Source organism: Pseudomonas sp. R4-15 (assembly GCF_055768815.1).
The window spans coordinates 3309187-3334595 of the sequence record NZ_CM147293.1 but is presented as its reverse complement, the minus strand read 5'-3'; the positions used below and the strand labels follow the sequence as shown (position 1 = coordinate 3334595).

Here is a 25409-nt window from a genome sequence, read left to right as displayed (position 1 = left end):
CATTTTCATTGCGCCGAGGTGCTCCCGCTGGGAGCGCGCGGTGGACGCACCTGGGTGAGAAAGACAGCCATCTGCGGTGCCAGATGTTGCAGGCTGGCGACTATGAAGCCCGTGTCTGGTTCCACCCAGTAACGATTGGTGACGCGCAGGTCCAGCCCGTCTGCTCTGAGCTCTTCATCCACTCGCAGCAGTGCGCGGGGCGTGCCCAGCACGTCCAGCATCTCCAGACCGCGTGGCTGGAAGCGGCTGGTCGCTGGAACGTCGAAACGCTGCAGTGACGCGACGTCCAGACGACGCTCGTAGCTGGCTCCAGCCTGCAGATGTTGCAGACCGGTACGAAACGGTGAGGGGCCGACGAAGCGGGTTTCATCCACATCCTGTGGCAGGCCCAGGGTGCGGACCACAAGCCCGTCCTCCAGTATCAACACCTGCTTGCTCGACGCCACCCATACCTGGCGACCTTCACGCTCATAGGCGAAAGCCAGCAACGTGTTCCCGAGGGGGGAGTCGATCCGCAAGGCATCGAAGGGGAGTGCGTCGACCTGTTCGCGACTGATGACCAGGGGCTCGGGGCCGCGAATGGCGGCGCCGAGGGTATCCAGAGAGGAACGTGCCAGCGGGCTGCAGCCGCCGAGCGTGGCGCAGGCGAGCAGCAGCGTCGCTCGAAGAGAAATACTCACGACGCCGCCTCAGTTGTCGCTGTAGTCGTCCTGAATGGCGACGCCGGTACGCAACAGGTTCGCCGAAGGGAAAACCTGGCTGATGAAGCGGTTCCAGCGGGTGATGTTAGCGGGGCCGACATAAACGACATCCTGCGGCTCCAGCTTGAAGTGGTTGGCTAGCGCAAAGGCCGATGGCGAACGTGCATCCAATTGGAAGATACGTGCCGGCTCACCGTTGGGATCATCCACGCCGCGAATCACATACACCTCGCCGCCGGCAGAGGTTTCCTGACGAAGTCCGCCAACGGTACCGAGCGCTTCGGTCAGGCTCATGTTGGTGGTCTTGAAGGGCAGTGCCTTGGGCAGGTATACCTCACCCATCACGTAGATTTTGCTCGCATCGTTATAGGCCAGGTGGATCTGATCACCGCCCTTGAGATAGATGTTGCCCAGCTTGGAACCCTTGCGGTTCAGGGCATCCATGTCCAACGGGTATTCGTGGCCATCGCGGCGCAAGGTAAGGTTAGCCAGGTTCGCCGTTGTCGAATCCACGCCGCCTCGGCTGACGGCTTCGAGCAGCGTCAGCGGGGTGTAACTCACGGATACCGCTTCGGGAGTCTTGAAGGCGCCAGACAGCACCACCTTCTGGCTGCCATAACGCAGCACGCCGACGTCTACCTGGGGCGAGGGAATGTAGGTGCGCAAGCGCTCCGCGATAAGGCTACGCAACTCCTCTACGGTCTTGTCATTCACGTCCACTACCCCGACATAGGGGTAGAACAGCGTGCCGTCGGCACGCACCAGTCGACCGTTACTCTCCAATTGCTGCTGAGAGCCGGAAGGGGCGGTAAGTTCAGGATGGTCCCAAACAGTAATGTAGAGAAGGTCACCGGGGCCTACACGATAGTCACCGGGGGTGTAGTTCAGCAGTTCCTGGGGAATGCCCTGGCGCTCGCTCTGCATTGCAGACTCGATGGCGATCAGCTTGGGCGTGATCGGGATAAGCTCCAGGCCTGCACTTTCGGGCGAACCCTCCCGCACCATGTTGCCGGTGTCCATGTGCTGGCCAGGCGAAAACATACAGCCTTGCAGGGAGATACCCAGGGCCAGAACGAGGGGGAGCATGCGCATCGGGTGAAGGTCCTTCTTGCGAGAGATCAGGCGATATGGCGGACAAAAGAACACCCGGGCAAGCCCGGGTGTTCAGGTACGGCGGTAATGCTTAGTTGGTAGTGCCGGTGGTGCCGGTAGTACCCGTAGTGCCGCTAGTGCCGTTGTGGCCACCACCACCGCCACCACCTGCCGCCACGGCGCCGACAGCAGCACCGGCTGCAGCGATACCGATGAGCGCACCGTTGCTCATGCCTGCGACGCCCGATTTACCTGCGGCGCTTGCGGCACCCGCAGCACCAGTCGGTGCCGGTGCCGGTGCCGGTGCCGAACCGCCGGTAGAACCGGTCGCCTGGGCGAAAGCGGTACCGCTTACTGCGGCAATCATTGCCGCCAACAATAGTCTCTTCATAGTCATGGCCTCCTGAACCAAACCCCAAGTGAGGCGAGAGTATTGCAATACCTCGCCACAAACAACCACAGATGCCGTTGCAAGCCATCTGGAGCATCTTGCCATCCCCTTGGCCATTCTCGGCCTGACCCGGAGAACTGGTACGGAGAAGGTAAGTCAGCAAATTCCGATCCCACACCCCACGAAAGGGCTCTTGCCTGCCTTGGACAAGTCACGCGCTCGTAAACATGGGGTGGGAGCGCTACATCGGCAGGATGTTCATAGATTCTCAAAACGCATTCTTGTTGACGAAGCCTTTGAAAATCGTCAAGAAGATGATCTTCAGATCGAGCCAAAGCGACCACTGTTGAATATAGTCCAGGTCGAACTCGATGCGTTTCTGCATCTTGTCCAAGGTGTCCGTCTCTCCGCGCCAGCCGTTGATCTGGGCCCACCCGGTGATTCCCGGCTTCACCTTGTGTCGCAGCATGTACCCCGGAATCTGCCGCCGGTACTCCTCGTTATGAGCCACCGCATGCGGACGCGGCCCGACAATGGACATCTCCCCGCGCAGCACATTGATGAACTGCGGCAGCTCATCCAGCGACGTACGCCGCAGGAACGCACCCAGCGGGGTAACGCGCGCATCTCCGCGAGTAGCCTGCACCACGTCGGAACCGTTCTCCGTCACCGTCATGCTGCGAAATTTCCACACCTGGATCGGCCGTCCGTCGATCCCATAGCGCCGTTGCTTGAAAATCACCGGCCCAGGCGAAGTGAGCTTCACCGCCAGCCCGATAAACAGCATGGGTAGGGCAATAGCGCACAGAATGACGCTCGCTATCACCATGTCACTGGCACGTTTCAAATAGCGGTTCGCACCATCCATGGGGGAGTCGAAGATGCTGATCGACGGTAGGCCATTGATGTTCTGGATGCGTGCGTGCAGCAGTTCAAAGGTGAACACATCAGGGATCAGGTACACGGAGGCCGTGGAGTCGCTGAGTTCTTTGATAAGCCAGCGGATCCTGGCTTCGCAGGACATCGGCAAGCTGATATAGACCCGATCGATCTGTCCGCTGCGTACCTCCTGCACCAACTGCTCCAGGTCACCGCTGGGCGGTAGTTTCACCGAGCTACCCGCGATGGGGACGGGCTGGGTGGGCTCGTCGTCGTAGAACCCCACCAGGTTAAGGCCCATCCAAGGCGCTCGCGTGATGTGATTCGCCAACTGCTGGCCTACGGGGCCGGCACCCGCAATCGCCACGCTGCGGCTGTTATAGCCCAGGCTACGCATGTGCCTCAGTAGCTTGCGTAGCAGCACCCGGTAGGCGCAAAGCAAGACCAGAACACTGACGAACCACTTCACCAGCAGGTAGTCCGGCAGGCGCCAGATATCCAGCTTCAAGTAGTCCGTGAGCGCAACGCAGCCGCAAACCAGCAGCCAATTCCCTGAGGCTCTGAGCAGCTCGCTACGGATTTTTTCGCCGCGCCAAGAGGTGTAGAGCTGGTTGAAGTCACTGAACAGATGGAACAGGAACAGCGCCATCAGAATGATCAGCGTGAATTTCAGCGTTAGCACGCCGTCATGCAGATGCAGAATCAAATAGAGACTGACGGCGATCAGGCCCGAGTCCAAGAGCCGCTGTGCTAGAGCGAGGGTGGACTGATTGGCGCGAAGAATACCTCGGTGTTGCGTGCGCATTTCTTTCCAAATCCCTTAAAACGATGCCGGCTAGGTCCTGCCGTAAATATCTTCGAAGCGCACGATATCATCCTCACCCAGGTAGGAGCCCGACTGCACCTCAATCAGCTCCAGCGGAATGACACCCGGATTTTCAAGGGCATGCACCTGGCCGATGGGAATGTAGGTGGATTGGTTCTCGCTCACCAAGTAGGTCCGATCTCCGTTAGTCACCTTGGCAACACCACTGACCACGATCCAGTGTTCAGCGCGATGATGATGCATCTGTACGGACAGTTTGGCGCCCGGATTCACGGTGATTCGCTTGACTTGGTAGCGTTGGCCGTTGTCGACAGAGTCATAAACCCCCCAGGGACGATAAACCTCCCGATGATTCAAGTGCTCATCTCGATTACGAGCCTTGATCTGCTCCACCAGCTTCTTCACATCCTGCACCTGATCCCTGTGGGCAACCAGTACGGCATCCTTGGTTTCCACGATAACCAGATCCGATACCCCTAGAGCCGTAACCAGCCTGCTGGAAGCGTGGATATAGCTGGATTGTGTCGCATGCGTCAGTACATCGCCGGTAACGACATTACCCTTCGGGCACTTCTCGGACACATCCCATAGCGCTGACCATGAACCAATGTCGCTCCAGCCCGCATCCAACGGAATGACGACCGCATCCGCCGTTTTTTCCATTACCGCATAGTCGATCGAGTCCTCCGGGCAGGCCTCGAAGGCCGCAGCGTCGAGCCTGATGAAGTGCATGTCAGTGCTGGCCCCGGCCAGTGAGGCTCGGCAAGCCTGGAGGATATCTGGCCGATAGCGCTCCAGTTCTGCCAGATAGCGACTGGCACGAAACAGGAACATCCCGCTATTCCACAGATAGTGGCCGCTGGCCAGGTACTCCTCGGCAAGCTCCTTGCTGGGCTTCTCTACGAAGCGGCTGACCACGAAACCTGCACCCAAGTGATCGCCTTGTTCGATGTAGCCGTACCCGGTTTCGGCGTGGGTCGGCACGATACCGAAGGTCACCAGGCTGCCGGACTCGGAGAGCGTCTCTGCCTGTCGAACTGCGGCCTGGAAGGCGGCCGTATCGAGAATCAGGTGATCGGCGGACAACACCAGCAAGAGCGGATCTTCCCCGTCGCACATCGCCTGTATCGCTGCCAACGCGATGGCCGGCGCAGTATTGCGACCGACAGGCTCCAGAATGATGCGAGCATCTTCCTTGCCGATTAGCCGCATCTGCTCGGCGGCGAGGAAGCGATGCTGCTCATTGCAGATGAGTAGCGGTGCGCCGACCTCCAACCCTTCCAGTCGTTGTACGGTCGCTTGCAAGAGCGTGGCTTGATTATCCGCCAGTGGTAGGAATTGCTTGGGATACATCTGACGGGAGAGCGGCCAGAGGCGAGTACCGGAGCCACCGGCCATGATTACGGGGATTAACATGCAGAAACTCCGGTTCGAACAGGTTGGCTTCGATCAAACGTCCAACTGCACCGCTTCACGATGGCGAGCACATCGACACTATGGCCGGATACAGACCGACACTTGGCCATATTCGAGCCGTCGCCGCCGCAGATGAAGATATTCATGTCTTAGCGCCACTCCTGCGGGCAATCTTTCTTCCAGTCCAGCATTGCGCTCTCCAGTGTATACAGGTGCTGGTAGCCGTTGCTGACTAGGAAATTCGGCAAAATGTTATTGGACCGGACCAACTTCCGGATGCGTACCGGACTGAAAGGGTGGGCAATACCCAAGGGCTTGGCGATCAGATCAATGGCATAAGCGACTGAAAGAAGTAGCAAAAACGGGACGTTTGGAACAAATCGCTTGATGCCGGCAACCCTTTCTACGGCAGCCACATATTCGGAGATAGACGGACCAGGATTCATAGAGCCGTTGAACAGCAGCACACCTTTGTTCTGTTGCAATTGCAACTGATGTACCCACCAGATGGCATTGCACAGCTCTTTCACATAAATGCCAGCCTTGCGTGTATCCCGATTGGCCATGTAGAAGAAATAACCCTTGCGCACGGCCTTGACCAGGCGGGTGACGTTGCCACCCTCGCCGGGACCGAACACCACCCCTGGGCGAGCAATGACCAGCCTGCGATTGGTCGCATCGCGTGCCTGCCATGTCTGATGGATTTTCTCTGCCGTCAATTTGGACGCACCATAAGCCGTCACGGGCACCGGCAAGGTGGTTTCGTCCTTAACCTCTTCACTGATGCCGTAGGGTGAAATGGACGAGGTAAAGGCGATGTTATCGCAGCCAACGTGTTCGGCCCATGCTGTGACATTTTCAGCACCGTACAAATTGGTTTTGAAATACTCCCAATCTTCATGGCCCGGTTCGCGGTGTACCGCGGCAAAATTGGCAATGAAGCCAACGCGCTCGGCCGGCTTCCAAATGATCGTCTCACGCACGTCGCCACGCACAAACTCAATCTGGCTTCCATGCTTGGCAAGCAGCTGTGTACGGTAAGGAAATGGCTTGTCCTCATACGATTCCAGATCGTACAGATACACCTTGCCAAAGAACTGCTTGTTCAACAGAAAGTCAGCGAAGAAACAGCCGATAAAACCGCTGCCACCAAAAATAACGGCACAGGTCATGTGGATTCCTTGTTCAGTTGTGCATCTACGAATGCGGAAAATTCATCGCGAAAGCGCTGGCTGGAAAATTTTTCGGCGTGGCTGCGGCATACATGCGCGGAAATAGGTTGGGGCAACGCTTCGAAGCGATTTATAGCTTTGTCAATTGCTTCCACAGTCTGCTCATCGAAAAGAATACCGGTCGCTTTTTCGGAATCCATACTATCGACTACCGTTTCAAGTGCGCCGCCTTTGGCATAGGCGATCACTGGCGTGCCGGACGCCATTGCCTCTAATGGCACGATGCCAAAATCCTCTACGCCAGGAAAAACCAGTGCCTTGGCATTCGCCAAGTGCTTCTTAACGATATCGAAGGGTTGGCGCCCGAGGATATGAATATTTTCTGTCTCTAATGCCTTAAGTTGAGAAAATTGTTCACCTTCACCAATGACCACGAGCTTTCTTCCATTGTGGCGGAAAGACTCAATGACCAGATCAGCTTTCTTGTAAGCGGTCAATTGGCCCAGCATCAGGTAATAGTCCTGCTTTTCCGCTGTACATTGGAAGTCTTCCACCTGAACCGGCGGATGAATAACGGAAGATTCGCGTCGATAACATTTGGCAATGCGCTTGGCAATGAATTTAGAATTCGCAATGAAATAGTCCACTCGGTTAGCAGACATCGTATCCACCAGCCTCATGTAATGCATTAATGGACGCATTATCCATCGGGTCAGCTTTCCCGCGCCGTCTAGATACAGCCGGTACATATCCCAAGCGTAGCGCATAGGACTATGACAATAACAGATATGCAAGGCGTCAGGGTTGGTGATGACGTTCTTGGCTGGACCGGATTCGCTGGAAATCACCAGATCATACTCAGAGAGATCTAACTGTTCCAAGGCGTAAGGCATGAAGGGCAGGTATTTCTGATATAGGGCGATAGATTTGGGTAATTTGCTGATTAAGGTAAGGAATACTTTTTGATTAGAAAGATGTGCGTCTTTTATGGCCGGATCTAACACATGCGTAAAAACATCTGCGTGTGGGTAAATTTTAAGAATTTCTTCCACTACTTTTTCGCCGCCACGCCAAGTTACAAACCAGTAGTGTACGATGGCAACTTTCATGAAGGCTCCCAGATGGCGCTAAACTGTAGCATTAAGTTTGTTTATTTGTGAATTGGGTGGTGACTTAAAAGAATTTATTATTTCTTTGAGCCATTATGTTGGGTTTTTTAAGTTTGTCGGTCTACTACTGAAGGAGAGGCAGCATAGCATGAATAGTAGCCATGTTAAGAAATGGGCCTGATTATGGTTGGTGAGTCCAAATATAATAACATGTAGGCCGAGAGCTGCTCTAAGTTTCTTTGCAAATGCAAGGTCTTTGGCTTTTTCAAACGTTAAACTGTTAGCTTTGCGTTGCATTATTATGGAGTGAAAAAAAAGAAAAAATAATATGATCACTAATGATAGAGGGATGACGCCTAGCCCATAAGAAACTTGCAACGGTAGGTTATGCAGTCCAGATGAGAGAGGAGATTCAAAACCTACGCCCCAAAAAACTTTCTTATCGAAGTCTTGCAGAGCAGCCAGCCAAATCTCGCTTCGTTTTTCAGTACTTCCGAGACCACCCTCTGTGACTGAAGAGTAACCGGTCTTGAATACAGAGACCATATCAAATCCAAGAGCAGCCAACGCTGATACGCACCCTATAAGTATGCCCGTGATAATTATTAAGTACTTTAATTTTTCGCTGTGATTAAAATGAGTGATATATATGTATATAAAGGTTATAGAGAAGGTTATATAAGCCGCGCGAGTGGTTGCTAGTAATATCCCTAACATGAATATCCCAGCCATTATTAGAAAGTAAATTTTTTTCTCTTTCTTGTGGAGGAGTATCGCGTAAATAGAGAAGAAGGAACACATTACGCCGAATTCATTAGGATATGTTCCAGGGCTAAAGCGAACATATCCATAAGCTTCTTGATAAAGCGTGGTGAAGCGCGCATAGAAGTCTACCCCTATCTTTCCGGTGATATAGAGCAGATAGAGAGTTAAGCCTAAAAAAAATACGACAGTAAAGCCTTTGAAGCTATTGCCTAATAAATCTAATAGGAAATCAGTACCGCGTCGAGAAATCTGGTATGCAGCAACATAGAAGCCTATCATTAGATTCACAATGACTAAAGAACGAACTAGGGGGTTTTCAGATATGGATGAAATGCTTTCGTGAGTGTTTAAGAAAGAGTATGTAGAGCTTGCAAAGAAAATTGTGGTTATTATTAACAAGTAAGCGAGCTGAGTGAATTTCTTTTTCGGTAATTTCCAGATCGTCAGTAAGGTAAACGTCGAGAGGATTATATAGAAGAGTCTTAATGAGCCCGTCGCCGGGAACGGGATAAAAAACATACCACTTGGAGCAATCAGCATCAGTAGCTTAAGGATTCCGTCGCTTAATGTCGTTGGGGCTGCACGAATTACTTCCTGGCTTCCGGGGATGGAAGATCGTGATGCTGAGGAGCTTTCTTTTTTCATCTGAATTGGAGTCATCTGATTCTTTATAAACTCTTTATTTGATCTAGTCCCTTTTTAGCGTATTGGCGCGGCGATTCCTAATTCAATCTTGAGCTTTCGTGCTTCATCTGTTTTTGAAGAACCATAATATGTGGGTCTTAATGTTCGCGTTTGATGCATAGCTGAGTAGTACTACTGTAATTAATATTAATATTCCGAATATGGGACCAAATGTTCGGCTTGCTTCAATGCAAAAAAAGCCTCCAATTATTGATATGACGGCAGTGTTTGTAAGTAGCGTAAAGTCTTTAATTGCATATAGTCGGTTGCAGGTTATTAGCGATATTGCAGCGATTCCTGCCCCTCCCCATGCAAGGCTAAAGCTGTAGCCGATAGCCATGTGGCCGATGAATTCCGCAAGAATGGGTAAGGAAAATACTTGTATTAGGTTGGGGATAATTAGGATAAGAGCGTATTTTGATTTTTGGTCCGTTAGTAAGTAGTAACGACTCCATATTAAAGTTACTCCATATCCTAAAGAGCCAATGAGAAAGCTTTGCAATATGCTCGATGTTATTTTTACTGACTCATCTCCAAACATCCCTCTCTGGAAAAGAGCAGATATTATGTATTGGGTGTTTGTGAGAAGTAACGATACGGTTGGGACTGAAATGCATAAAAAGATATTTATGTTTTTCTTTGCAGCCTTTCCAATTACCGAGTTAGAAGCATGTTTTCTCTGAGATATTAGTGAGAACGCAAGCGGTGTTGCTATAAGTAAAATCACGGTATCTATAATTATGCGAGATATCTCGACGGCTGAAACTATTCCTGTTCCTGATGTGGATGCATAATATCTTTCTATAAAGAATACAGATTGCGTCGCAATGGGAAGGGTAACTATAGTCTTCCAAGTCGACCAGATCGAGTTTCTGGTTTCTTTATCTCCCCAAAGATCTGTCTTTCTTATGTTATGAAGTATCTTGGAGTGCTTGACCGAGAAAAATAGCGCCAGGTACCAGGCTATTACATAGACGATCGGTATTATATATGGATTTGAAAATTCTATAAAAAATATAGCTCCAAATATAAAACCTATATTTAGTAGCGGCGATCTTATTAGGAATAGCGTAGAGCTTTCCTGTATCAACCCCTTGTAAGAAAGGAATGTATAGATAGTTATAGCAGGCGCTGATATTGAAATTATTCTGAGATAATTTACAAATAATTCAGTATTGGAGAAGGGGATTTCTAGTAGATCGGATACGTAAGGTGAGGCGTATATGATGCTTGTGGTTATTAGCAGGCCAGTGAATATGGAGAAGGTAAAGTAGGTGGCGTTTAATAAAGATAAGCCTTTTGGGTTATCCTGCTTATTTTTGGCGGATACTACATAGCCTGCATTAAATATTTCTGTAGTAAAAAAAGATACGGGCATCAATAAAAAGGCACTGCATAGCCTGACTACATCTCCTAGCGAGGTAGTCCCAAAGGCATAAGCAAATAAGGCCTCTCTGAGGTACGCAAGGAATTTTCCGACTAGATTAAAAAAAGACAACCAGAAAGAGAATGAGAGAAATTTCATTTTAGGATTCTATTATTGCCCTGGCCACATTCTTCCATGTGTATTGTTCGACCGTTTTCTTGATGTCTTCTCTTATATAAATACCTTGCTGCATGTCTTTTCTGAACGTGGTAAGAACTTCAGAAATGGCGTTTGCGCTTCTTTCTTTTATTAGATAGCCATTTTTGCCGGGTTTAATAACTTTGGAGCAAAATCCTACATCCGTAGTTGCAACGGGAGTCCCATAAGTCAGCGCCTCTAGTACCACCAATGGACCTGTCTCGAAACTGCTGGCTATTAGAAAAATATCCACGGCAGCATAATAATCATGGATGTTATTAACTGCACCTTCAAAGATCACAGGGATTTTTCTTTTAGATAGATGTAGTGTCGAAGTTGAATCCGCCCCACATACAATTAATGCAAGTTTCTCTCCTTTATTTTTGATGGCATCTTCTATGGCGTCTAGAATTAGATTCAAACCCTTTCGTTCAAATTCATGCCCGCAAAATAAAATTACTATAGTCTCTTGGTTTGTAGAGAACCCGTTATGTTCGATTTTTCTTAGCAAATGCTCTCTGAGCGGGGTGGTTTCCTTTTCTATTGGACAGCCCTGTGTGATAACTGCAGATGTTTTTGTTAATTTGTTTTTTTCTATTGCGTAATTCTTTTCTTGATCACTCCAGAATATGTACTTTTCATGTATCCCATATCGGTAGCGGAAGTAGTCAATTGCCCACATATATGCGTGGAAGGGGTTGACTACCGCCTTGATTTTATTTTCTTTTATATATTTTGAGTGCAGTCCGTGTGCGATATAAAGATCTCCTGCCAGTGCGTCGTTGTGACATATTATGATGCATTTGCCGCCTGGGTGTTTTGAGATTATTTTTTTCTTTAGGTGATAAGCTTTTATGGTGCCGGCGATTGAAAATATTAAGACATCTCTAATAAGTTTTAATCTTTTAAGGAGTCTGTTTTTTTCGGTTAGGGCCCCATTCTTAATTCCAATCTCATGAATGCTTATGGTGTGAGTTATGATGTTCGCTTCTTCGAATTCCTTGGTAAGCGATAAGACTACATTTGAAACACCATTTCCTTGGGAAATCTCTCTTACCAGCTGAATTATGTGCGTTGGTGGGGTCATAGCTTACTCTTTATAAGCTCTAGCGTTTTCTGAGTGGAGGCGGACCACGTTTGCTTCTGGGCAATCTTTATTAAATTAGACTTGTCGTATTGTATTTCGTTGTTGGCAATGGCTGTAACTATGTCTGTTAGTTCTTCTGTGGTTTTATATATGTGTGCGGTATTCTGCGAGGCCTCAATTAGCGCAGGTGCTCCTGAAGTTATTGAGATTTTTCCACGCGCCATGGCCTCTAGAACGGGTAATCCAAAGCCTTCATAAGATGAGCAGCATACGAAAGCAAGAGCGTTATCATAGAGGGATAGCAACTCCTCGTCTGATACGCGGCCCGTGAATATTATCCTTTTTGTTTTTTCTTTTGAATATTCGGCTTGGCTAAATACTGAACTTGCCCCTTGGCTTCCTGCTATAACCAAATAAAAATCATCAGGCAAGTATTTTTCTGCCTGGTGCCACACATCAATTAGCTCTTTGAGGTTTTTCCTTGGTTCCAGTGACCCAACACTTAATATGTAACGCTTTCCATTTTCTAGATCTAGTTTTTTTAGATTTATGGAGTCGCAATTTTTGTTCGGCGGAGAAAGGAAGAGGTCTGATATTCCGTTGTGAATAACTGAGATTTTTTCTTCTTTGACGTGGGTCCAGTGTATTATTCTTTCTTTTGTGAAGTTTGAGACGGCAATTATATGCTCTGAGCTATGCGCCACCTTCGATATTATATATCGATACCAAGCGGAGAACTTCTTGCTAAAAAACTCTGGGCAATCAAAGGTGCTCATGTCGTGGATCGTTATGATTTGTCTTTTCTGGAGCACGGGGCCACTGTTGGCTGGACAAAATAAAAGTTTGCTTTTTGCTTTTAAAGGTAGACTTGTCTGCTCCCATAGATGTCCAGCGTAAGCATGTGAAAAAAAGGGCTTGGGTAATATTATCTTTCCTCCGGCTGCAAGTAATCCGGGAGTTAACTCTTGGGTGTATCGTTGTACTCCTGTTAGTGGTTGTAACAACGACCTGCCGTTAATTAAGAATTCATTCATCGGAGATTACGCCCAGTTGTTTTTTCCAGGCTTCTGAAATTTTTTCTGTAGAGTATTTTTTTGAGTGCTCAATCATCTCTTTCGATACTCTTTCGCTAGTGCTTGGGGTCTCTTCTAGTCGCGAAATTATTTTAGAATATGCTTCTGGATTTTCTTCTTCATTAATTAAAAGAAAGGGCCATTTCTCTGCTAGAATTTCTCTAGGACCGCAATGATTAGAGCATATAGGTATCGTTCCTACAGACATGGCTTCTATAATGACTATTCCAAAAAGCTCTTCCCATTTTTTTGTTTTTTGGCTGGGTACTAATATATATTTATGTTGAGATACGATTTTGGCAAGTTTATGTCTGTCGGTTATCTTGCCAAGGTAAGTGATGCCTCTTGATTTTTGAAGAGATTCAGACTCAGGCCCTTCGCCAATTACGGTGATGCTTTGTGTCTGGCTTGCTATGCCTTTGAGAATATGTGTTCCTTTCTGCTTTGTTAATTCCCCTACAAAGCATATTCCATTTTTTTTATGTGCTTCTTGTGATTGGAAGTGCTCGCTTGATGCGTGATTTATTACGGTTGTTGGGATGTTATCGTGTGCTTTCTTAAAGGAATTTTTTGCCGTAGAAGTGACTGCGATACATTTTGACTTTTTGGCTTTAAGACAAAAGTTCCAAGCTATTTTTATCGGTTGCGTTAACAATGGGTACCTGACAGGCGGCTCATCCCATTTTGGCCAAGAGGTATGAATATAGATTGTTTTTGCGCGTACTAGGCTTAAATAATAGAGCATTCGGAAGTCGTAGGGGCCAAAGGCTATAATTGCAATATCATATTTTTTAAATATAAGCCAGAATCTACCCTTTAAACTAGTTAGAAAGCTTTTTGTTGCTTGTGGTATGGGGGTTTTAAATTTTATTGTTTCACGTAAAAAGTTTCTTACGCATCTCCCTTTTATGTGCGTTATTTCTATGCTTTCGTCTGTTTCTGCTATTCTATCTAAGGCGGAAAAGTATTTTTTGCCATTGGTTTCATGTACAACTAAAATCTTTTTCATTTTAAAGATTTTCTTTTCGTATATAGGTGGACTGCTTAGTTTTCGCCAAATAAATCGCGACTGTAAATAATCGTGCTTGAGTCTGATATTTCGTCGGTTATGCGGTTGGCGACGATTATGTCGCTGTTTCTTTTGAATTCTGCTAGGTTTTCAATTACTGCACTGTCGAATAATTCGGGTGTTTTTGCAGCTGGTTCGTAAATTATTATTTTAATTCCATTGGCTCCTAAGCGTTTCATGATTCCTTGAACGCTGGAGGAGCGGAAGTTGTCACTATCTGCTTTCATTGTAAGGCGGTAGATACCAACGACGCTGGGCTTGCGCTTGAGTATCTCATCGGCGATGAAGTCTTTGCGGGTTCGATTGGAGTCGACGATGGCTTTGATCAGGGTCTGGGGTACGTCGTTGTAGTTGGCCAGCAGTTGCTTGGTGTCCTTGGGCAGGCAATAGCCGCCGTAGCCGAAGCTGGGGTTGTTGTAGTGGGTGCCGATACGTGGATCCAGCCCTACGCCTTCGATGATCTGTCGGGTATCCAGTCCGTGGGTCTCCGCGTAGGTGTCCAGTTCGTTGAAGTAGGCCACGCGCATGGCCAAGTAGGTATTGGCGAACAGCTTGATGGCTTCGGCTTCGGTGCTGTCGGTGAATAGGGTAGGGATTTCCTGCTTGATGGCGCCTTTTTTGAGCAAGTCGGCAAAGGCTTCGGCACGCTTGGAGCGTTCACCGATGATGATTCGCGAGGGATGCAGGTTGTCATGCAGCGCTTTGCCTTCACGCAGGAATTCCGGCGAGAAGATGATGTTCTCAGTGCCGTATTTTTTGCGGATGCCCTTGGTGTAACCGACGGGGACGGTGGACTTGATGACCATCAGTGCACTTGGATTGATCGCCAGCACTTGCTCGATGACGGACTCTACGCTGCTAGTGTCAAAGTAGTTGTTGACTGGATCGTAATCAGTCGGTGTGGCGATGATGATGATCTGTCCGTGGGCATAGGCCTCTTCTTTATCGAGCGTTGCCCATAGATCAAGAGATTTCTCCCGTAGGTACAGCTCGATTTCAGCATCGATAATCGGCGACTTTCGCTGGTTTATCAGCTCGACTTTTTCCGGCACCACGTCTAGTGCGATCACTTTATTGTGTTGCGCTAGCAGCACCGCGTTAGATAGGCCGACGTAACCCGTGCCGACGATGGTGATGTTCATTGAGGTTTCCTTCCTGAAGCTCCATCTGCAAAGCGGGTGGAGCGCTAGAGTCTACTGATATGAGGTGCGCGTTAAAGCGGCGTAATCTGGATGTTGGTGTGGCGCTGGCGGGCCTGATCGTGTGCGGTGAGTTTCGCCGCAAGTGATTGTTTTGCGCTCGGGTCGCCATGAACTAGGCGTACCTCTTCGGGGCCTTCCGGCATCGTTGCCAGGAAGTCCACTAATCCCTTCTGATCCGCATGTGCTGAGTAGCCCCCAAGGCTTTCAACGCCGGCCCGTATGACGTACTTCTCGCCATCGAGCTCTACATACCCATTTCTCGCCCCATATTTTTGGATGGCCGCTCCTGGCGTGCCCTTGGCCTGATAACCAACGAACAAGACGTTGTGGCAGGGATCTCCGAGCATCGCCTTGAGGTAATCGACGATGCGTCCGCCCGCACACATTCCGCTCGCGGCGATGACTACCGCCGGACGGCGGGTCGTGGCGAGGTGGCGCACCATGGCCAGGTGCTGGGTGTGGCTATCGACGGTGAGCAGATTGGCAAAGGCCAGGGGCTTGCGGCCTTCGCGCAGGCGTTCATGGGCTTCGGCGTTCCAGAACGGTTGGAGTTCGCGATAGGCCTGGGTGAAGCGGCTTGCCAGGGGAGAGTCCAGCAGGATGGGGAGTTGCGGCCAGGTTTCGTCATTTGGTCCAGGCGCTGCAGGTGTATCGCTCTGCTGGGTGGCCTGGTGAATGATGTCTTCGAGTTCGTAGAGCAACTCTTGGGTGCGGCCAATGCTGAACGCTGGAATCAGCACGGTGCCGCCGTCGGCGAGCGCGCGCTCGATGGCGGCCTGGAGGCGTTGGCGTCGTTCTTCACGGGGCTCGTGGATACGGTCGCCGTAGGTGCTTTCCAGAACGAGGATATCTGCCCTTTCTGGCGAGCGGGGTGCCGCGAGCAGGGGCGCATGTGGAGCGCCGAGGTCGCCGGAGAAAACGATTCGAGTGCTCTCGTCACTATCGCGGTCCTGGATATCGCATTCGACATAGGCCGAGCCGAGGATATGCCCTGCGCGTTGCAGGCGTATCTTCGCCGTGCGCTCGGGCGTGTCGAGCACGGTAAACCAGTGGTCGTAGGGGAGGGCGATGGTGCGTTGCTCGATGAGTTCGAGCATGCGCTCAAGCGTTTCCGGCGCTGCACCGATGCCGAGACGCAGCGCATCTTCCAAAACGAGAGGCAACAGGCGCGCGGAGGGTTCGCTGCAGAGTATTGGGCCTTTGTAGCCTGCGGCGAGCAGATCGGGCACTCGGCCGACATGGTCGATGTGTACATGGGTGAGCACCAGGGCGCGGATGCCATCCACACTGAATTCGATCGGTTGGCGACCGTCTTGAGTTTGGTGCTGCGTGGCTTCGGCACCTTGGAACAGGCCGCAGTCCACCAGCAAGCTGTGCTGTTCATCCATGTGCAACTGGTGGCATGAGCCGGTGACTCCTGCTATGGCGCCATGATGCTCGATAGTCGGTAGTGACATGTGAGTCTCGTCCGTGAGTTGGCAGATTTCCTGATCGACCAAGCCTCTGCCGGGCTACCTTTTGGCGGTGTGCAAACACGCTACCGCCCCAGGATTGACGGTCGATTTCCTGAAGACGCAAGGCTTTTGGGTTGTGACGAAAGCTAATGGCGCATGGCTGGCTTTTGCGCCAATTAATAGTCACTTGGGTAAGGGGTCGAATGTACGTAAATAAGCCACCCCCATCAAGCATCGGGGCGCGCTAATCGCCCGTTCCTTGACTTGAATAAAAACCTTTTAAGAACAGGGGGTTATTTATGCTTCTTCGCAAGCACTTATCTTTGACGAATAACGACCGCTTCGGGATATGCTGCTGGGATCTTGACGTTGGCGTCAGTGGGAGAGTGTGACTTGGGTCAGTGGGAGGGTGATGCGGGCTTCACGTTGCAGAAGAGTGAGTAGCAGGATGACGCGCTCATCGCCGTCTTGGGAGAGAAAGATCGCTTCCATGTCCTTGAAACTGCCTTCGCAGATGCGTACGCGACTACCGGGTGCGATCAGGGGTTGGTGCGGGATGCTTTCGCAGCGGTTGCGGATGCTCTCGATGAGGTCGTCGGGCAGGGTGGCGGGGAGTTGTTTGCCGAAGGCGACCAGACGTTGCACGCCACGGGTGGAGCGGATCGGCATCCAGTTGTCCTGAATACTGTCCAGGTGGATGAACAGGTAGCCGGGGAACAGGGGTTCGCTGAGCGTATGGCGTTTGCCACGCCGAATGCGCTCGACGCTGTGCAAGGGGAGGTAACAGTCGTATTGCTGGCGCTCCAGGTTCTCCAGTGCGCGTTGTGTCTGGCCCGGTTTGGATTGCAGGAGATACCACTTCTTGCTGGCCGGGGTGGGCATTGGACTACCTGGTGTATTGCGGGGTGTTCTGGCGAATCGTACGGGATGTGGCGGGGAGAGGCTAGTGAGGTTCTGGGAGATTGATATGAGCAGGGTTCCCCCTCTCCCCAGCCCTTGTATGTTGTTTTGGCTGTTCCCGCCGCAGCAGACCGTAAGCCCTCTGGTGACAAGACCGTGGGAGAGCGAGGGTCGCTACGGCGGTTTTGATTAGAGAACCCGAACGGTTGCCTGAGCTCGAAGCTCGCATTGCAAGGCAGGGAGTCAACGTCATGAAACAGCAAGACGCAGAAGTGGTATTGGGTGTGGACGTTTCTAAGGCTCGGTTGGACTGTGCGACCTGGCCGGCATCTACCGCGTGGGCGCATGAGAATACGGTGGAAGGCATTGACGCGCTGGTGGCCAAAGCCCTCGAACAGCGCTTCAAGCTGGTTGTGCTCGAGGCCACGGGTGGCCTGGAGGCCGAGCTTGCCGCAGAGTTGGCGCGTGCGGGTGTACCGGTGGCCGTGGTCAATCCGCGGCAGACGCATCGTTTCGCCCAGGCGTTGGGTATTTTGGCCAAGACCGATCAGGTCGATGCCGGTGTCCTGGCGCGTTTCGGCGCGATGACCGGTGTTGAACCCAGAGCCCTCAAGGACGAATCGCTGCGAGCACTCGATGAGGTACTGACACGGCGGCGGCAGACCGTCGAGATGCTGATCATGGAGCGCCAGCGCTTGGCTCAAGCGCGCGATGCTCGGGTCTCCAAGCACCTCAAGCAACACATCCGCTGGCTGGAGAAGGCCGTCAGTGATTTCGATGACGAGATGCGCCAGCGGATCAAGGACAGCCCAGCCTGGAAGGCCAAGGATGACTTGCTGCAAAGCGTCAAAGGTATCGGAGATATCAACGCGTCGACCCTGATCGCCGATCTGCCGGAGCTGGGCCAGCTCACGCGCAAACAGATCGCCGCGTTGGTTGGTGTAGCGCCCTTCGCCCACGACAGCGGCCAGATGCGAGGCAAGCGCAGGATCTGGGGTGGACGTGCAGCCGTTCGCCATGCGCTGTACATGGCGACCCAAAGCGCTCGTCGGTACAACCCCCAAATCAAAGCCATGAGCGACCGCCTGGTGGCGGTCGGCAAGCCACCCAAGGTCGTCATCGTAGCCTGCATGCGCAAACTGCTCGTGATCCTCAATGCGATCCTGCGTACAGGAACGCCCTGGAATCCGGCCTGGGACAGTCGTCAGGCTTGACCGGGAACACGGTTGCTCTCCCGCGAGGGGAGAGGGGGTGTTTCGGCGCTGCCTTTGTGGCTTTGGTGGTATTGCAGGTTTTCCGGTGCGCGGTGTTTTTGGGCCCGGTTTGCGTTGCAGGGGGCAGCACTCTTGTTGGCTGGGGTGGGTATTGGGCTACCTGGGTATTGCGGGGTGTTTGGGAGAGTCGTGCGGGATGCTTGGAGCTGGGGCTGGTGACGCGGGGAGTGAAGCTCCCCCTCTCCCCGGCCCTTGTATGTTGATTTTGCTGTTCCCGCCGCAGCAGACCGCAGGCCCTCTGGTGACAAGACCGTGGGAGAGCGAGGGTCGCTACGGCGGTTTTGATTAGAGAACCCGAACGGTTGCCTGAGCTCGAAGCTCGCATTGCAAGGCAGGGAGTCAACGTCATGAAACAGCAAGACGCAGAAGTGGTATTGGGTGTAGACGTTTCTAAGGCTCGGTTGGACTGTGCGACCTGGCCGGCGTCTACCGCGTGGGCGCATGAGAATACGGTGGAAGGCATTGACGCGCTGGTGGCCAAAGCCCTCGAACAGCGCTTCAAGCTGGTTGTGCTCGAGGCCACGGGTGGCCTGGAGGCCGAGCTTGCCGCAGAGTTGGCGCGTGCGGGTGTCCCGGTGGCTGTGGTCAATCCGCGGCAGACGCATCGTTTCGCCCAGGCGCTGGGTATCTTGGCCAAGACCGATCAGGTCGATGCCGGTGTCTTGGCGCGTTTCGGCGCGATGACGGGTGTTGAGCCCAGAGCCCTCAAGGACGAATCGCTGCGTGCACTCGATGAGGTACTGACACGACGGCGGCAGACCGTCGAGATGCTGGTCATGGAGCGCCAGCGCTTGGCCCAAGCGCGCGATGCTCGGGTCTCCAAGCACCTCAAGCAACACATCCGCTGGCTGGAAAAGGCCGTCAGTGATTTCGATGACGAGATGCGCCAGCGGATCAAGGACAGCCCAGCCTGGAAGGCCAAGGATGACTTGCTGCAAAGCGTCAAAGGTATCGGAGATATCAACGCGTCGACCCTGATCGCCGACCTGCCGGAGCTGGGGCAGCTCACGCGCAAACAGATCGCCGCGCTGGTCGGTGTGGCTCCCTTCGCCCACGATAGTGGCCAGATGCGCGGCAAGCGCAGGATCTGGGGTGGACGTGCAGCCGTTCGCCATGCGCTGTACATGGCGACCCAAAGCGCTCGTCGGTACAACCCCCAAATCAAAGCCATGAGCGACCGCCTGGTGGCGGTCGGCAAGCCACCCAAGGTCGTCATCGTAGCCTGCATGCGCAAACTGCTCGTGATCCTCAATGCGATCCTGCGTACAGGAACGCCCTGGAATCCGGCCTGGGACAGTCGTCAGGCTTGACCGGGAACACGGTTGCTCTCCCGCGAGGGGAGAGGGGGTGTTTCGGCGGGGTTCTTGGGGGCAGGGTTGGCTTTGTGCCTCCCAGCAGGGGCGTCAGCTTTTGTCTGACTTGTATTCGTAGTGGTAGTAGCCGTAGCCATACCCGTAGGCGGCGGAGGCGCGTTTTTCCACGCCGTTGAGGATCGCGCCTTTGATTTCAATGCCGTTCTGTGCGAAGCGGCGTTGGGTCAGTTCGATTTCGCGCAGGGGGTTCTTGCCGAAGCGGGCGACGATCAGGCTGGTGCCGGCTTGGCGGCCCACGATGGCGGCGTCGGTTACGGCGAGCAGCGGCGGGGTGTCGAGGATGACCATGTCGAATAGATTGCTCGCCTGTTCCAGCAGTTCGCTGAAGTTCGCGTGCATGAGCAGTTCCGAGGGGTTCGGCGGAATCTGGCCGCGCGGCAACAGATACAGGCCTTCCTGGCTGGTTTCCTTCACGGCGCTACCGAAGTCCACGCGTTTGGCGAGGACGTCGGAGAGGCCGTGTTGCATGTCCAGGCCGAAGACTTTGTGCAGGTAGCCTTTGCGCATGTCCACGTCGACCAGCAGCACGCGCTGCCCAGCCTGGGCGACCAGGGCGGCGAGGTTGGAGGAAACGAACGTCTTGCCGACTTCCGGGCTCGGGCCGGAGATCATCAGGCGATTGTTCTGCGCTTCGAGCATGGCGAAGTGCAGGCTGGTGCGCAGGCTGCGCAAGGCCTCGATGGACAGGTCGGTGGGTTGCGAGGTGGCGAGCAGGGACGCCACTCGGCTGTGGCGACCCTTGCCGCCGCGTTTTTCGTCCTCTGCCTTCTGGATGGGGCTGAGGGGGACCGAGGCGTAGACGGGCAGGCCGAGCTGCTCGATGGCTGCCGGGTCTTCGATGCCGCGGTTCAGGGCACGACGCAGCAGTGCCACGGCAACCCCGATGAAGCCGCCAAGCAGGGTGGCGATCAGCACGATCAGCGCCTTCTTCGGTTTGACCGGTTTGGTCACGTCGACGTCGGCGTTGTCGATGACCCGCACGTTACCCACGGTGCCGGCGCGCATGACGTCCAGCTCCTGGGTACGGTTGAGCAATTGCGTGTAGACCTCGGTGCCCACTTGGACGTCGCGGGTCAGGCTCAGCACCTCCTGCTGGGTTTCCGGCAGGCTTTCCACGCGATTGGTCAGGCTCTTCTGCTTCTGCTGCAGCTCGCTCAGCTGGGTGAGCAGGGCCTGGTAGGCCGGGTGCTGGCGGGTGAAGCGGCGGTCCATTTCCGCCTGTTGCAGCTTGAGTTCGGAGATCTTCGTGTCCAGCGCGACGATCTGGTCGAGCAGCGCCTTGGTCTCAAGGCTGATGTCGGCGGACTTGGCTTGGGTCTGGTAGCTGCTGAGGTTGTTTTCGGCGGACTCCAGGTCCTTGCGCACCTGGGGCAATTGGCCGCGGAGGAATTCGAGGCTGGAGGCCGCTTCGGCGGAGGTGCGCTCTACGTTCTGGCGAACGTAGAGCTGGCCGATTTCGTCGAGGATCTGGATCGCAGCCTGCGGGTCGTCCGACTCCAGGGCCATGGAGATGATGCCCGAGTCCTTGCCTTGTTCGCTGACTTCCAGTGCATCCTGGTAGCGCAGGATGGTGGTCAGGCGGCGTTCGCGCATTACGTCGAAATGCGTTCCGAGGCGTGCCTTCAGGGTTTCGACCTGAACGGTGACGCCGTTGCCTTCGACGGGGGCGCCCACCTTGCCTTCGACCAGCAGGTTGTCGTCGTCATCGTACAGCGCGTAGCTGCCGCTCTCGCCGGCGACCAGGGTCAGTTCCTTGCCGAGCAGGTAGCTGGGTACGTCGAGCTGGAAGATCTTCAGCTCTTCGCCGCCCCAGGCGTAGCTGTCCATGCCAAGAACTGGCTCGGCGATGTCGCCTTCCTGTTCGGGCTGGAAGCGCCGGGCGAGGAAGTCGCCGAGGATCGGCAGGTGATGCGGCTCGGCGATGATATTCAGCTTGAGGTTGTCCACGGTCTTGCCGAGGACCGCGCGGGACTTGATCAGCGCGATCTCGGTGACCGCCTGCGATTCGCTGCCGAACAGTTCGTTCATGTCGGCGCTCATCGTCATCGAGCCTTTCTTCGCCTCGACCTGGATCATCGCGTTGGAGCGGTAGATCGGCGTCGCCAGCAGCGCATAGGCAACACCGACGATCAGGAAGAAGGCAGTAATGCCGGCGATCAGCCATTTCTGGTCCAGCAGCGTGCCGAAGAGCTGGAGCAGGTCGATTTCGTCGTCATCCTTGTCGCGAACGACGGGGGCGTTTTGCTGTTGCATGGGCGGACTTCTTCAGGCTTTGGTTTGCGGGGCGATGCGGGCCTTCCAGGCGGCGACCGCTTCCTCGATGAGTGCCAGTGCGTGCACGAAAGCGGCTTCGCCCTGACGGTAGGGGTCGGGAATCTCCCGGTCTTGCTGCCATTTGCCGAGCAGGAAGGCCTTGCCTCGTGCTTCGGGGGCCATTTCGTGGATGGCGCGCAGGTGGCGGTTTTCCATGGCAAGCACCAGGTCCGCCTCGCGCAGCATGGCGGCGGTGAGCTGGCGGGCGTGGTGCTCTTGGGGCGTGTGGCCGTTGCGCTCGAGCAGCGCCAGAGCGGTGGGCTCCAGCGGTTTGTCGACCAGGGCTCCGAGGCCCGCGGAGGAGACGTTGAAGCGGTCGTCGGACAGGGCCTCGCGGAGCAAGTGCTCGGCGGTCGGGCTGCGGCAGATGTTGCCGACGCAGACGATCAGGATCCGATTGAACAAGGAGCGGTTTCCGTAGGCGCTTTGACGATGAAACAGGGGTGGCCGCGATAACGCGATCCATCGCGGAACGGTATGCCGGCTAACCCCTTGGAGTAGGGCGGGAATTTCTCATTCATTGGCGGGAAGGTCCAGCGTTTTTGCCGATTGGCGAGTGGCAGGGCGCGGTTTTTTCCAGCTTGATATCGCCGTGATATCGCTCAGTGGGGTGAGCCCTTGGCGGTCATGTCGCCAGCATGGCGTCATCCGCCCGCCGTGACTGCTACCCGGCACTGCGCAGCGATGCCGAAGCGCTGTAGGATTGCGCCCCATGAGCCAAGCCACTCCGACCCCTGAAGAACTCCACGACCAGTTGCCGCTGGCCCTCGTCTATGGCGAGGCGTTTACCCAGTTGCCGCTGGATCTGTACATCCCGCCCGATGCGCTGGAGGTCTTTCTGGAGGCCTTCGAGGGTCCGCTGGACTTGCTGCTTTATCTGATCCGCAAGCAGAACATAGACGTGCTCGACATCCCGGTGGCGGAGATCACGCGTCAGTACATGGCTTATGTCGAGCTGATGAAGGCGGTGCGCCTGGAACTGGCGGCCGAGTACCTGGTGATGGCGGCGATGCTCGCGGAGATCAAGTCGCGCATGCTTCTGCCGCGCTCCAGCACCGCCGAGGATGAGGAAGAAGACCCGCGGGCGGAACTGATTCGTCGTCTGCAGGAGTACGAGCGTTTCAAGGCGGCCGCGGAAGACCTGGATGAGCTGCCCCGCGTGGGCCGCGATATCAGCGTACCCACGGTGCCGGCGCCCGAGGCGCGGGCGCGCCGCTTGCTGCCGCAGGTCTCGCTGGAGGAGTTGCTGCTGTCGATGGGGGAGGTGCTGCGTCGTGCGGATCTCTTCGAAAGCCACCAGGTGTCCCGCGAGCAGTTGTCTACCCGCGAGCGCATGACCCAGGTGCTGGAGGCGTTGCAAGGCGGTGCGTTCGTGGCGTTCGTCGCGTTGTTTCGCGCGGAGGAAGGGCGCCTGGGGGCCGTGGTGACCTTCATGGCGGTGCTCGAACTGATCAAGGAGCAGTTGGTGGAACTGGTACAGAACGCGCCTTTCGCACCCATCCATGTGCGCCTGCGTAGCGAGGCTCAGGAGGCCGCCGTTGAACCTGTCTGATCCCAAGGAGCTGGCGGGGCTGCTGGAGGCCTTTCTACTCGCGGCCGGCAAGCCGTTGTCGCTGGAGCGCCTGGCAGAGCTGTTCGAGGAAGCCGAGAGGCCATCTTCCGAGCAACTGCGCGCGGCGTTGGCGGTGCTAGGCAAGAGCTGCCAGGGGCGGGCGGTGGAGCTCAAGCAGGTGGCATCCGGCTATCGCATGCAGATCCGCGAGCGCTACGCGCCGTGGGTCGGGCGACTGTGGGAGGAGCGCCCGCAGCGGTATTCCCGCGCACTGTTGGAGACCCTGGCGCTGATCGCCTACCGCCAGCCGATCACCCGTGGCGAGATCGAAGACATTCGTGGCGTGGCGGTGAGCAGCCAGATCGTGCGTACCCTGCAGGAGCGCGAGTGGATTCGCGTGGTGGGGCATCGCGAAGTACCGGGGCGGCCGGCGCTATTCGCCACTACGCGGGCGTTTCTCGATTACTTCAACCTCGCCAGCCTGGAGGAACTGCCGACCCTGGCCGCCGTGCGCGAGCTGGAGCCTGCGGCGCAGCCGCTGGACGAAGAGGACGCCCCGATACCCGCCGGCCTGCAGGTGCGTGCGGACATGGCATTGGAGGAGGCGGGCGATGAGTCGCCTGCACCCGCCGAGCAGGCCAGCTTCCGTAGCCTGCTGATGGAACTCGACCGCATGGAAGAGGGCCTCAAGAGCGACTTCGATGATTTGCGCGAGCCGCAGGCACGCGACGACGAGAGCCGATGAAGAGTCCCTGCATCAAAGTGTGCGAGTTCGACGGTGATGTCTGCCGGGGTTGCGGGCGCACCAAGCGCGAGATTCGCACTTGGAAAAAGCTCGACCCACTGGACCAGCGCCTGGTCGCGGCGGAGGCGCAGATGCGCTTGCTGAGCCTGGAGGCGCGGGGCCGCCGCAAGAAGCGCTGAGCGCGCTACTCTCCTGCGACCGTGGTGCCCCGCGTGGCGCGCCCTGCGACCTCTCGGAGGTCCTGCAGATCGCTGCCGCTGACATCGAACTGCGCGTGGGAATCCTCAAGCCACTGCTTGGCGGCGCAATGCCCGCTCAAGCCGCGCATCAAACTCGCACCGCCCAGGGCAACTCCCAACAGTCCCAGCACGCCGCCTTGGCGTATTCCTTTGCCCATCAGTGCGATGCCGCCTGCAAGCGACGCGGCGCGTTCCCAGCCGTGGACGTTGTTTGATTTGCGCATGTGAATGGCCTCAGGGGGAGATGTAGAGGATGGACTGTGGCGTTGCGGGGAGCGTTCGGGGGAGGTGACGGTTGGTTGGGGGCCTGGGCGTTGTTTACGTGGCTCCCCCTCTCCCCAACCCCTCTCCCACGAGGGGCGAGGGGCTTTCGGCGTGGTCCTCGGTCACGGCGCGGTGCCTGCGCTGTCCTGCGTGTAGCCCGACGCCCGGTCCCGTCTGTTACCCATGCTGCCGGTTTGGCCGAACGCTCCCTCTCCCCTCGTGGGAGAGGGCCGGGGAGAGGGGGCCGGTGACGTTGTTTCTGTCG

General features: G+C 54.6%; 23 protein-coding genes. 5 read left to right on the top strand and 18 right to left on the bottom strand.

Features of this window, described 5'->3' with window-relative positions:
- Positions 1 to 5: 5 nt before the first annotated feature.
- The 15 genes from ACYRGX_RS15855 to rfaH form a co-directional block, all read right to left on the bottom strand.
- A complete protein-coding gene (locus tag ACYRGX_RS15855; RefSeq protein ID WP_473053418.1) occupies positions 6 to 680 on the bottom strand; it encodes a YjbF family lipoprotein in 675 nt (224 codons plus the stop codon).
- A gap of 9 nt (positions 681 to 689) precedes the next feature.
- Complete coding sequence (locus tag ACYRGX_RS15850; RefSeq protein WP_473053417.1) at positions 690 to 1793, bottom strand: polysaccharide biosynthesis/export family protein; 1104 nt, start codon at positions 1791 to 1793, stop codon at positions 690 to 692.
- 91 nt (positions 1794 to 1884) lie between these two features.
- Positions 1885 to 2184 carry a hypothetical protein gene (locus tag ACYRGX_RS15845; protein ID WP_473053416.1) on the bottom strand — a complete coding sequence of 100 codons (300 nt, stop codon included), beginning with the start codon at positions 2182 to 2184 and terminating at the stop codon, positions 1885 to 1887.
- 268 nt (positions 2185 to 2452) lie between these two features.
- Positions 2453 to 3868: an undecaprenyl-phosphate glucose phosphotransferase gene (locus ACYRGX_RS15840; protein ID WP_473053415.1), complete on the bottom strand. Its 1416-nt coding sequence runs from the start codon at positions 3866 to 3868 to the stop codon at positions 2453 to 2455.
- A gap of 30 nt (positions 3869 to 3898) precedes the next feature.
- Positions 3899 to 5305 carry a mannose-1-phosphate guanylyltransferase/mannose-6-phosphate isomerase gene (locus ACYRGX_RS15835; RefSeq protein WP_473053414.1) on the bottom strand — a complete coding sequence of 469 codons (1407 nt, stop codon included), beginning with the start codon at positions 5303 to 5305 and terminating at the stop codon, positions 3899 to 3901.
- Between the two features lie 149 nt (positions 5306 to 5454).
- Positions 5455 to 6477 carry an NAD-dependent epimerase/dehydratase family protein gene (locus tag ACYRGX_RS15830; protein ID WP_473053413.1) on the bottom strand — a complete coding sequence of 341 codons (1023 nt, stop codon included), beginning with the start codon at positions 6475 to 6477 and terminating at the stop codon, positions 5455 to 5457.
- Positions 6474 to 7586, bottom strand: a complete 1113-nt coding sequence (locus ACYRGX_RS15825) for a glycosyltransferase (protein WP_473053412.1) — start codon at positions 7584 to 7586, stop codon at positions 6474 to 6476. Before ACYRGX_RS15825 ends, ACYRGX_RS15830 begins: the two co-directional genes overlap by 4 nt.
- A gap of 93 nt (positions 7587 to 7679) precedes the next feature.
- Positions 7680 to 9011, bottom strand: coding sequence for an O-antigen ligase family protein (locus ACYRGX_RS15820; RefSeq protein WP_473053411.1), 1332 nt, complete (start codon positions 9009 to 9011; stop codon positions 7680 to 7682).
- An 88-nt stretch (positions 9012 to 9099) separates the two neighbouring features.
- On the bottom strand, positions 9100 to 10560 hold the full coding sequence (locus tag ACYRGX_RS15815; RefSeq protein WP_473053410.1) for a lipid II flippase MurJ: 1461 nt from the start codon (positions 10558 to 10560) through the stop codon (positions 9100 to 9102).
- Position 10561: 1 nt separating this feature from the next.
- On the bottom strand, positions 10562 to 11686 hold the full coding sequence (locus ACYRGX_RS15810; RefSeq protein ID WP_473053409.1) for a glycosyltransferase: 1125 nt from the start codon (positions 11684 to 11686) through the stop codon (positions 10562 to 10564).
- Positions 11683 to 12720 (bottom strand): glycosyltransferase family 4 protein, encoded by a 1038-nt coding sequence (locus ACYRGX_RS15805; protein WP_473053408.1) that lies wholly within the window; start codon positions 12718 to 12720, stop codon positions 11683 to 11685. The genes ACYRGX_RS15810 and ACYRGX_RS15805 overlap by 4 nt, the downstream gene beginning before the upstream one ends.
- Positions 12713 to 13768 (bottom strand): glycosyltransferase, encoded by a 1056-nt coding sequence (locus ACYRGX_RS15800; protein WP_473053407.1) that lies wholly within the window; start codon positions 13766 to 13768, stop codon positions 12713 to 12715. Before ACYRGX_RS15800 ends, ACYRGX_RS15805 begins: the two co-directional genes overlap by 8 nt.
- 35 nt (positions 13769 to 13803) lie before the next feature.
- Entirely contained in the window at positions 13804 to 14970 is a 1167-nt protein-coding gene (locus ACYRGX_RS15795) for a nucleotide sugar dehydrogenase (protein WP_473053406.1), read from the bottom strand.
- Between the two features lie 71 nt (positions 14971 to 15041).
- Complete coding sequence (locus ACYRGX_RS15790) at positions 15042 to 16487, bottom strand: MBL fold metallo-hydrolase RNA specificity domain-containing protein (RefSeq protein ID WP_473053405.1); 1446 nt, start codon at positions 16485 to 16487, stop codon at positions 15042 to 15044.
- 372 nt (positions 16488 to 16859) lie between these two features.
- Entirely contained in the window at positions 16860 to 17366 is a 507-nt protein-coding gene (gene rfaH, locus ACYRGX_RS15785; RefSeq protein ID WP_473053404.1) for a transcription/translation regulatory transformer protein RfaH, read from the bottom strand.
- Between the two features lie 269 nt (positions 17367 to 17635).
- Between rfaH and ACYRGX_RS15780 the strand changes: the two genes are divergently transcribed.
- Complete coding sequence (locus ACYRGX_RS15780; RefSeq protein ID WP_473053403.1) at positions 17636 to 18598, top strand: IS110 family RNA-guided transposase; 963 nt, start codon at positions 17636 to 17638, stop codon at positions 18596 to 18598.
- A 407-nt stretch (positions 18599 to 19005) separates the two neighbouring features.
- Positions 19006 to 19968 (top strand): IS110 family RNA-guided transposase, encoded by a 963-nt coding sequence (locus ACYRGX_RS15775; RefSeq protein ID WP_473056710.1) that lies wholly within the window; start codon positions 19006 to 19008, stop codon positions 19966 to 19968.
- A gap of 93 nt (positions 19969 to 20061) precedes the next feature.
- Here the strand turns inward: ACYRGX_RS15775 and ACYRGX_RS15770 are convergent, their stop codons facing one another.
- Both ACYRGX_RS15770 and ACYRGX_RS15765 read right to left on the bottom strand, forming a co-directional pair.
- The gene (locus ACYRGX_RS15770) at positions 20062 to 22284 is read right to left on the bottom strand and encodes a polysaccharide biosynthesis tyrosine autokinase (protein ID WP_473053402.1); all 2223 of its coding nucleotides are present in this window, start codon (positions 22282 to 22284) and stop codon (positions 20062 to 20064) included.
- Between the two features lie 12 nt (positions 22285 to 22296).
- The gene (locus ACYRGX_RS15765; RefSeq protein WP_473053401.1) at positions 22297 to 22749 is read right to left on the bottom strand and encodes a low molecular weight protein-tyrosine-phosphatase; all 453 of its coding nucleotides are present in this window, start codon (positions 22747 to 22749) and stop codon (positions 22297 to 22299) included.
- Positions 22750 to 23170: 421 nt separating this feature from the next.
- Here ACYRGX_RS15765 and ACYRGX_RS15760 point away from each other — a divergent pair, with 421 nt between their 5' ends.
- From ACYRGX_RS15760 to ACYRGX_RS15750, 3 genes are read left to right on the top strand one after another with little or no spacing between them, the layout of a single operon-like run.
- Complete coding sequence (locus tag ACYRGX_RS15760) at positions 23171 to 23896, top strand: segregation and condensation protein A (RefSeq protein WP_473056709.1); 726 nt, start codon at positions 23171 to 23173, stop codon at positions 23894 to 23896.
- Positions 23883 to 24641 (top strand): SMC-Scp complex subunit ScpB, encoded by a 759-nt coding sequence (gene scpB / locus ACYRGX_RS15755; RefSeq protein ID WP_473053400.1) that lies wholly within the window; start codon positions 23883 to 23885, stop codon positions 24639 to 24641. The genes ACYRGX_RS15760 and scpB overlap by 14 nt, the downstream gene beginning before the upstream one ends.
- Entirely contained in the window at positions 24638 to 24820 is a 183-nt protein-coding gene (locus ACYRGX_RS15750) for a DUF1289 domain-containing protein (protein ID WP_473053399.1), read from the top strand. The genes scpB and ACYRGX_RS15750 overlap by 4 nt, the downstream gene beginning before the upstream one ends.
- 5 nt (positions 24821 to 24825) lie before the next feature.
- Here ACYRGX_RS15750 and ACYRGX_RS15745 read toward each other — a convergent pair whose 3' ends face one another.
- Positions 24826 to 25104, bottom strand: coding sequence for a DUF2892 domain-containing protein (locus tag ACYRGX_RS15745; protein ID WP_473053398.1), 279 nt, complete (start codon positions 25102 to 25104; stop codon positions 24826 to 24828).
- Positions 25105 to 25409 lie beyond the last annotated feature (305 nt).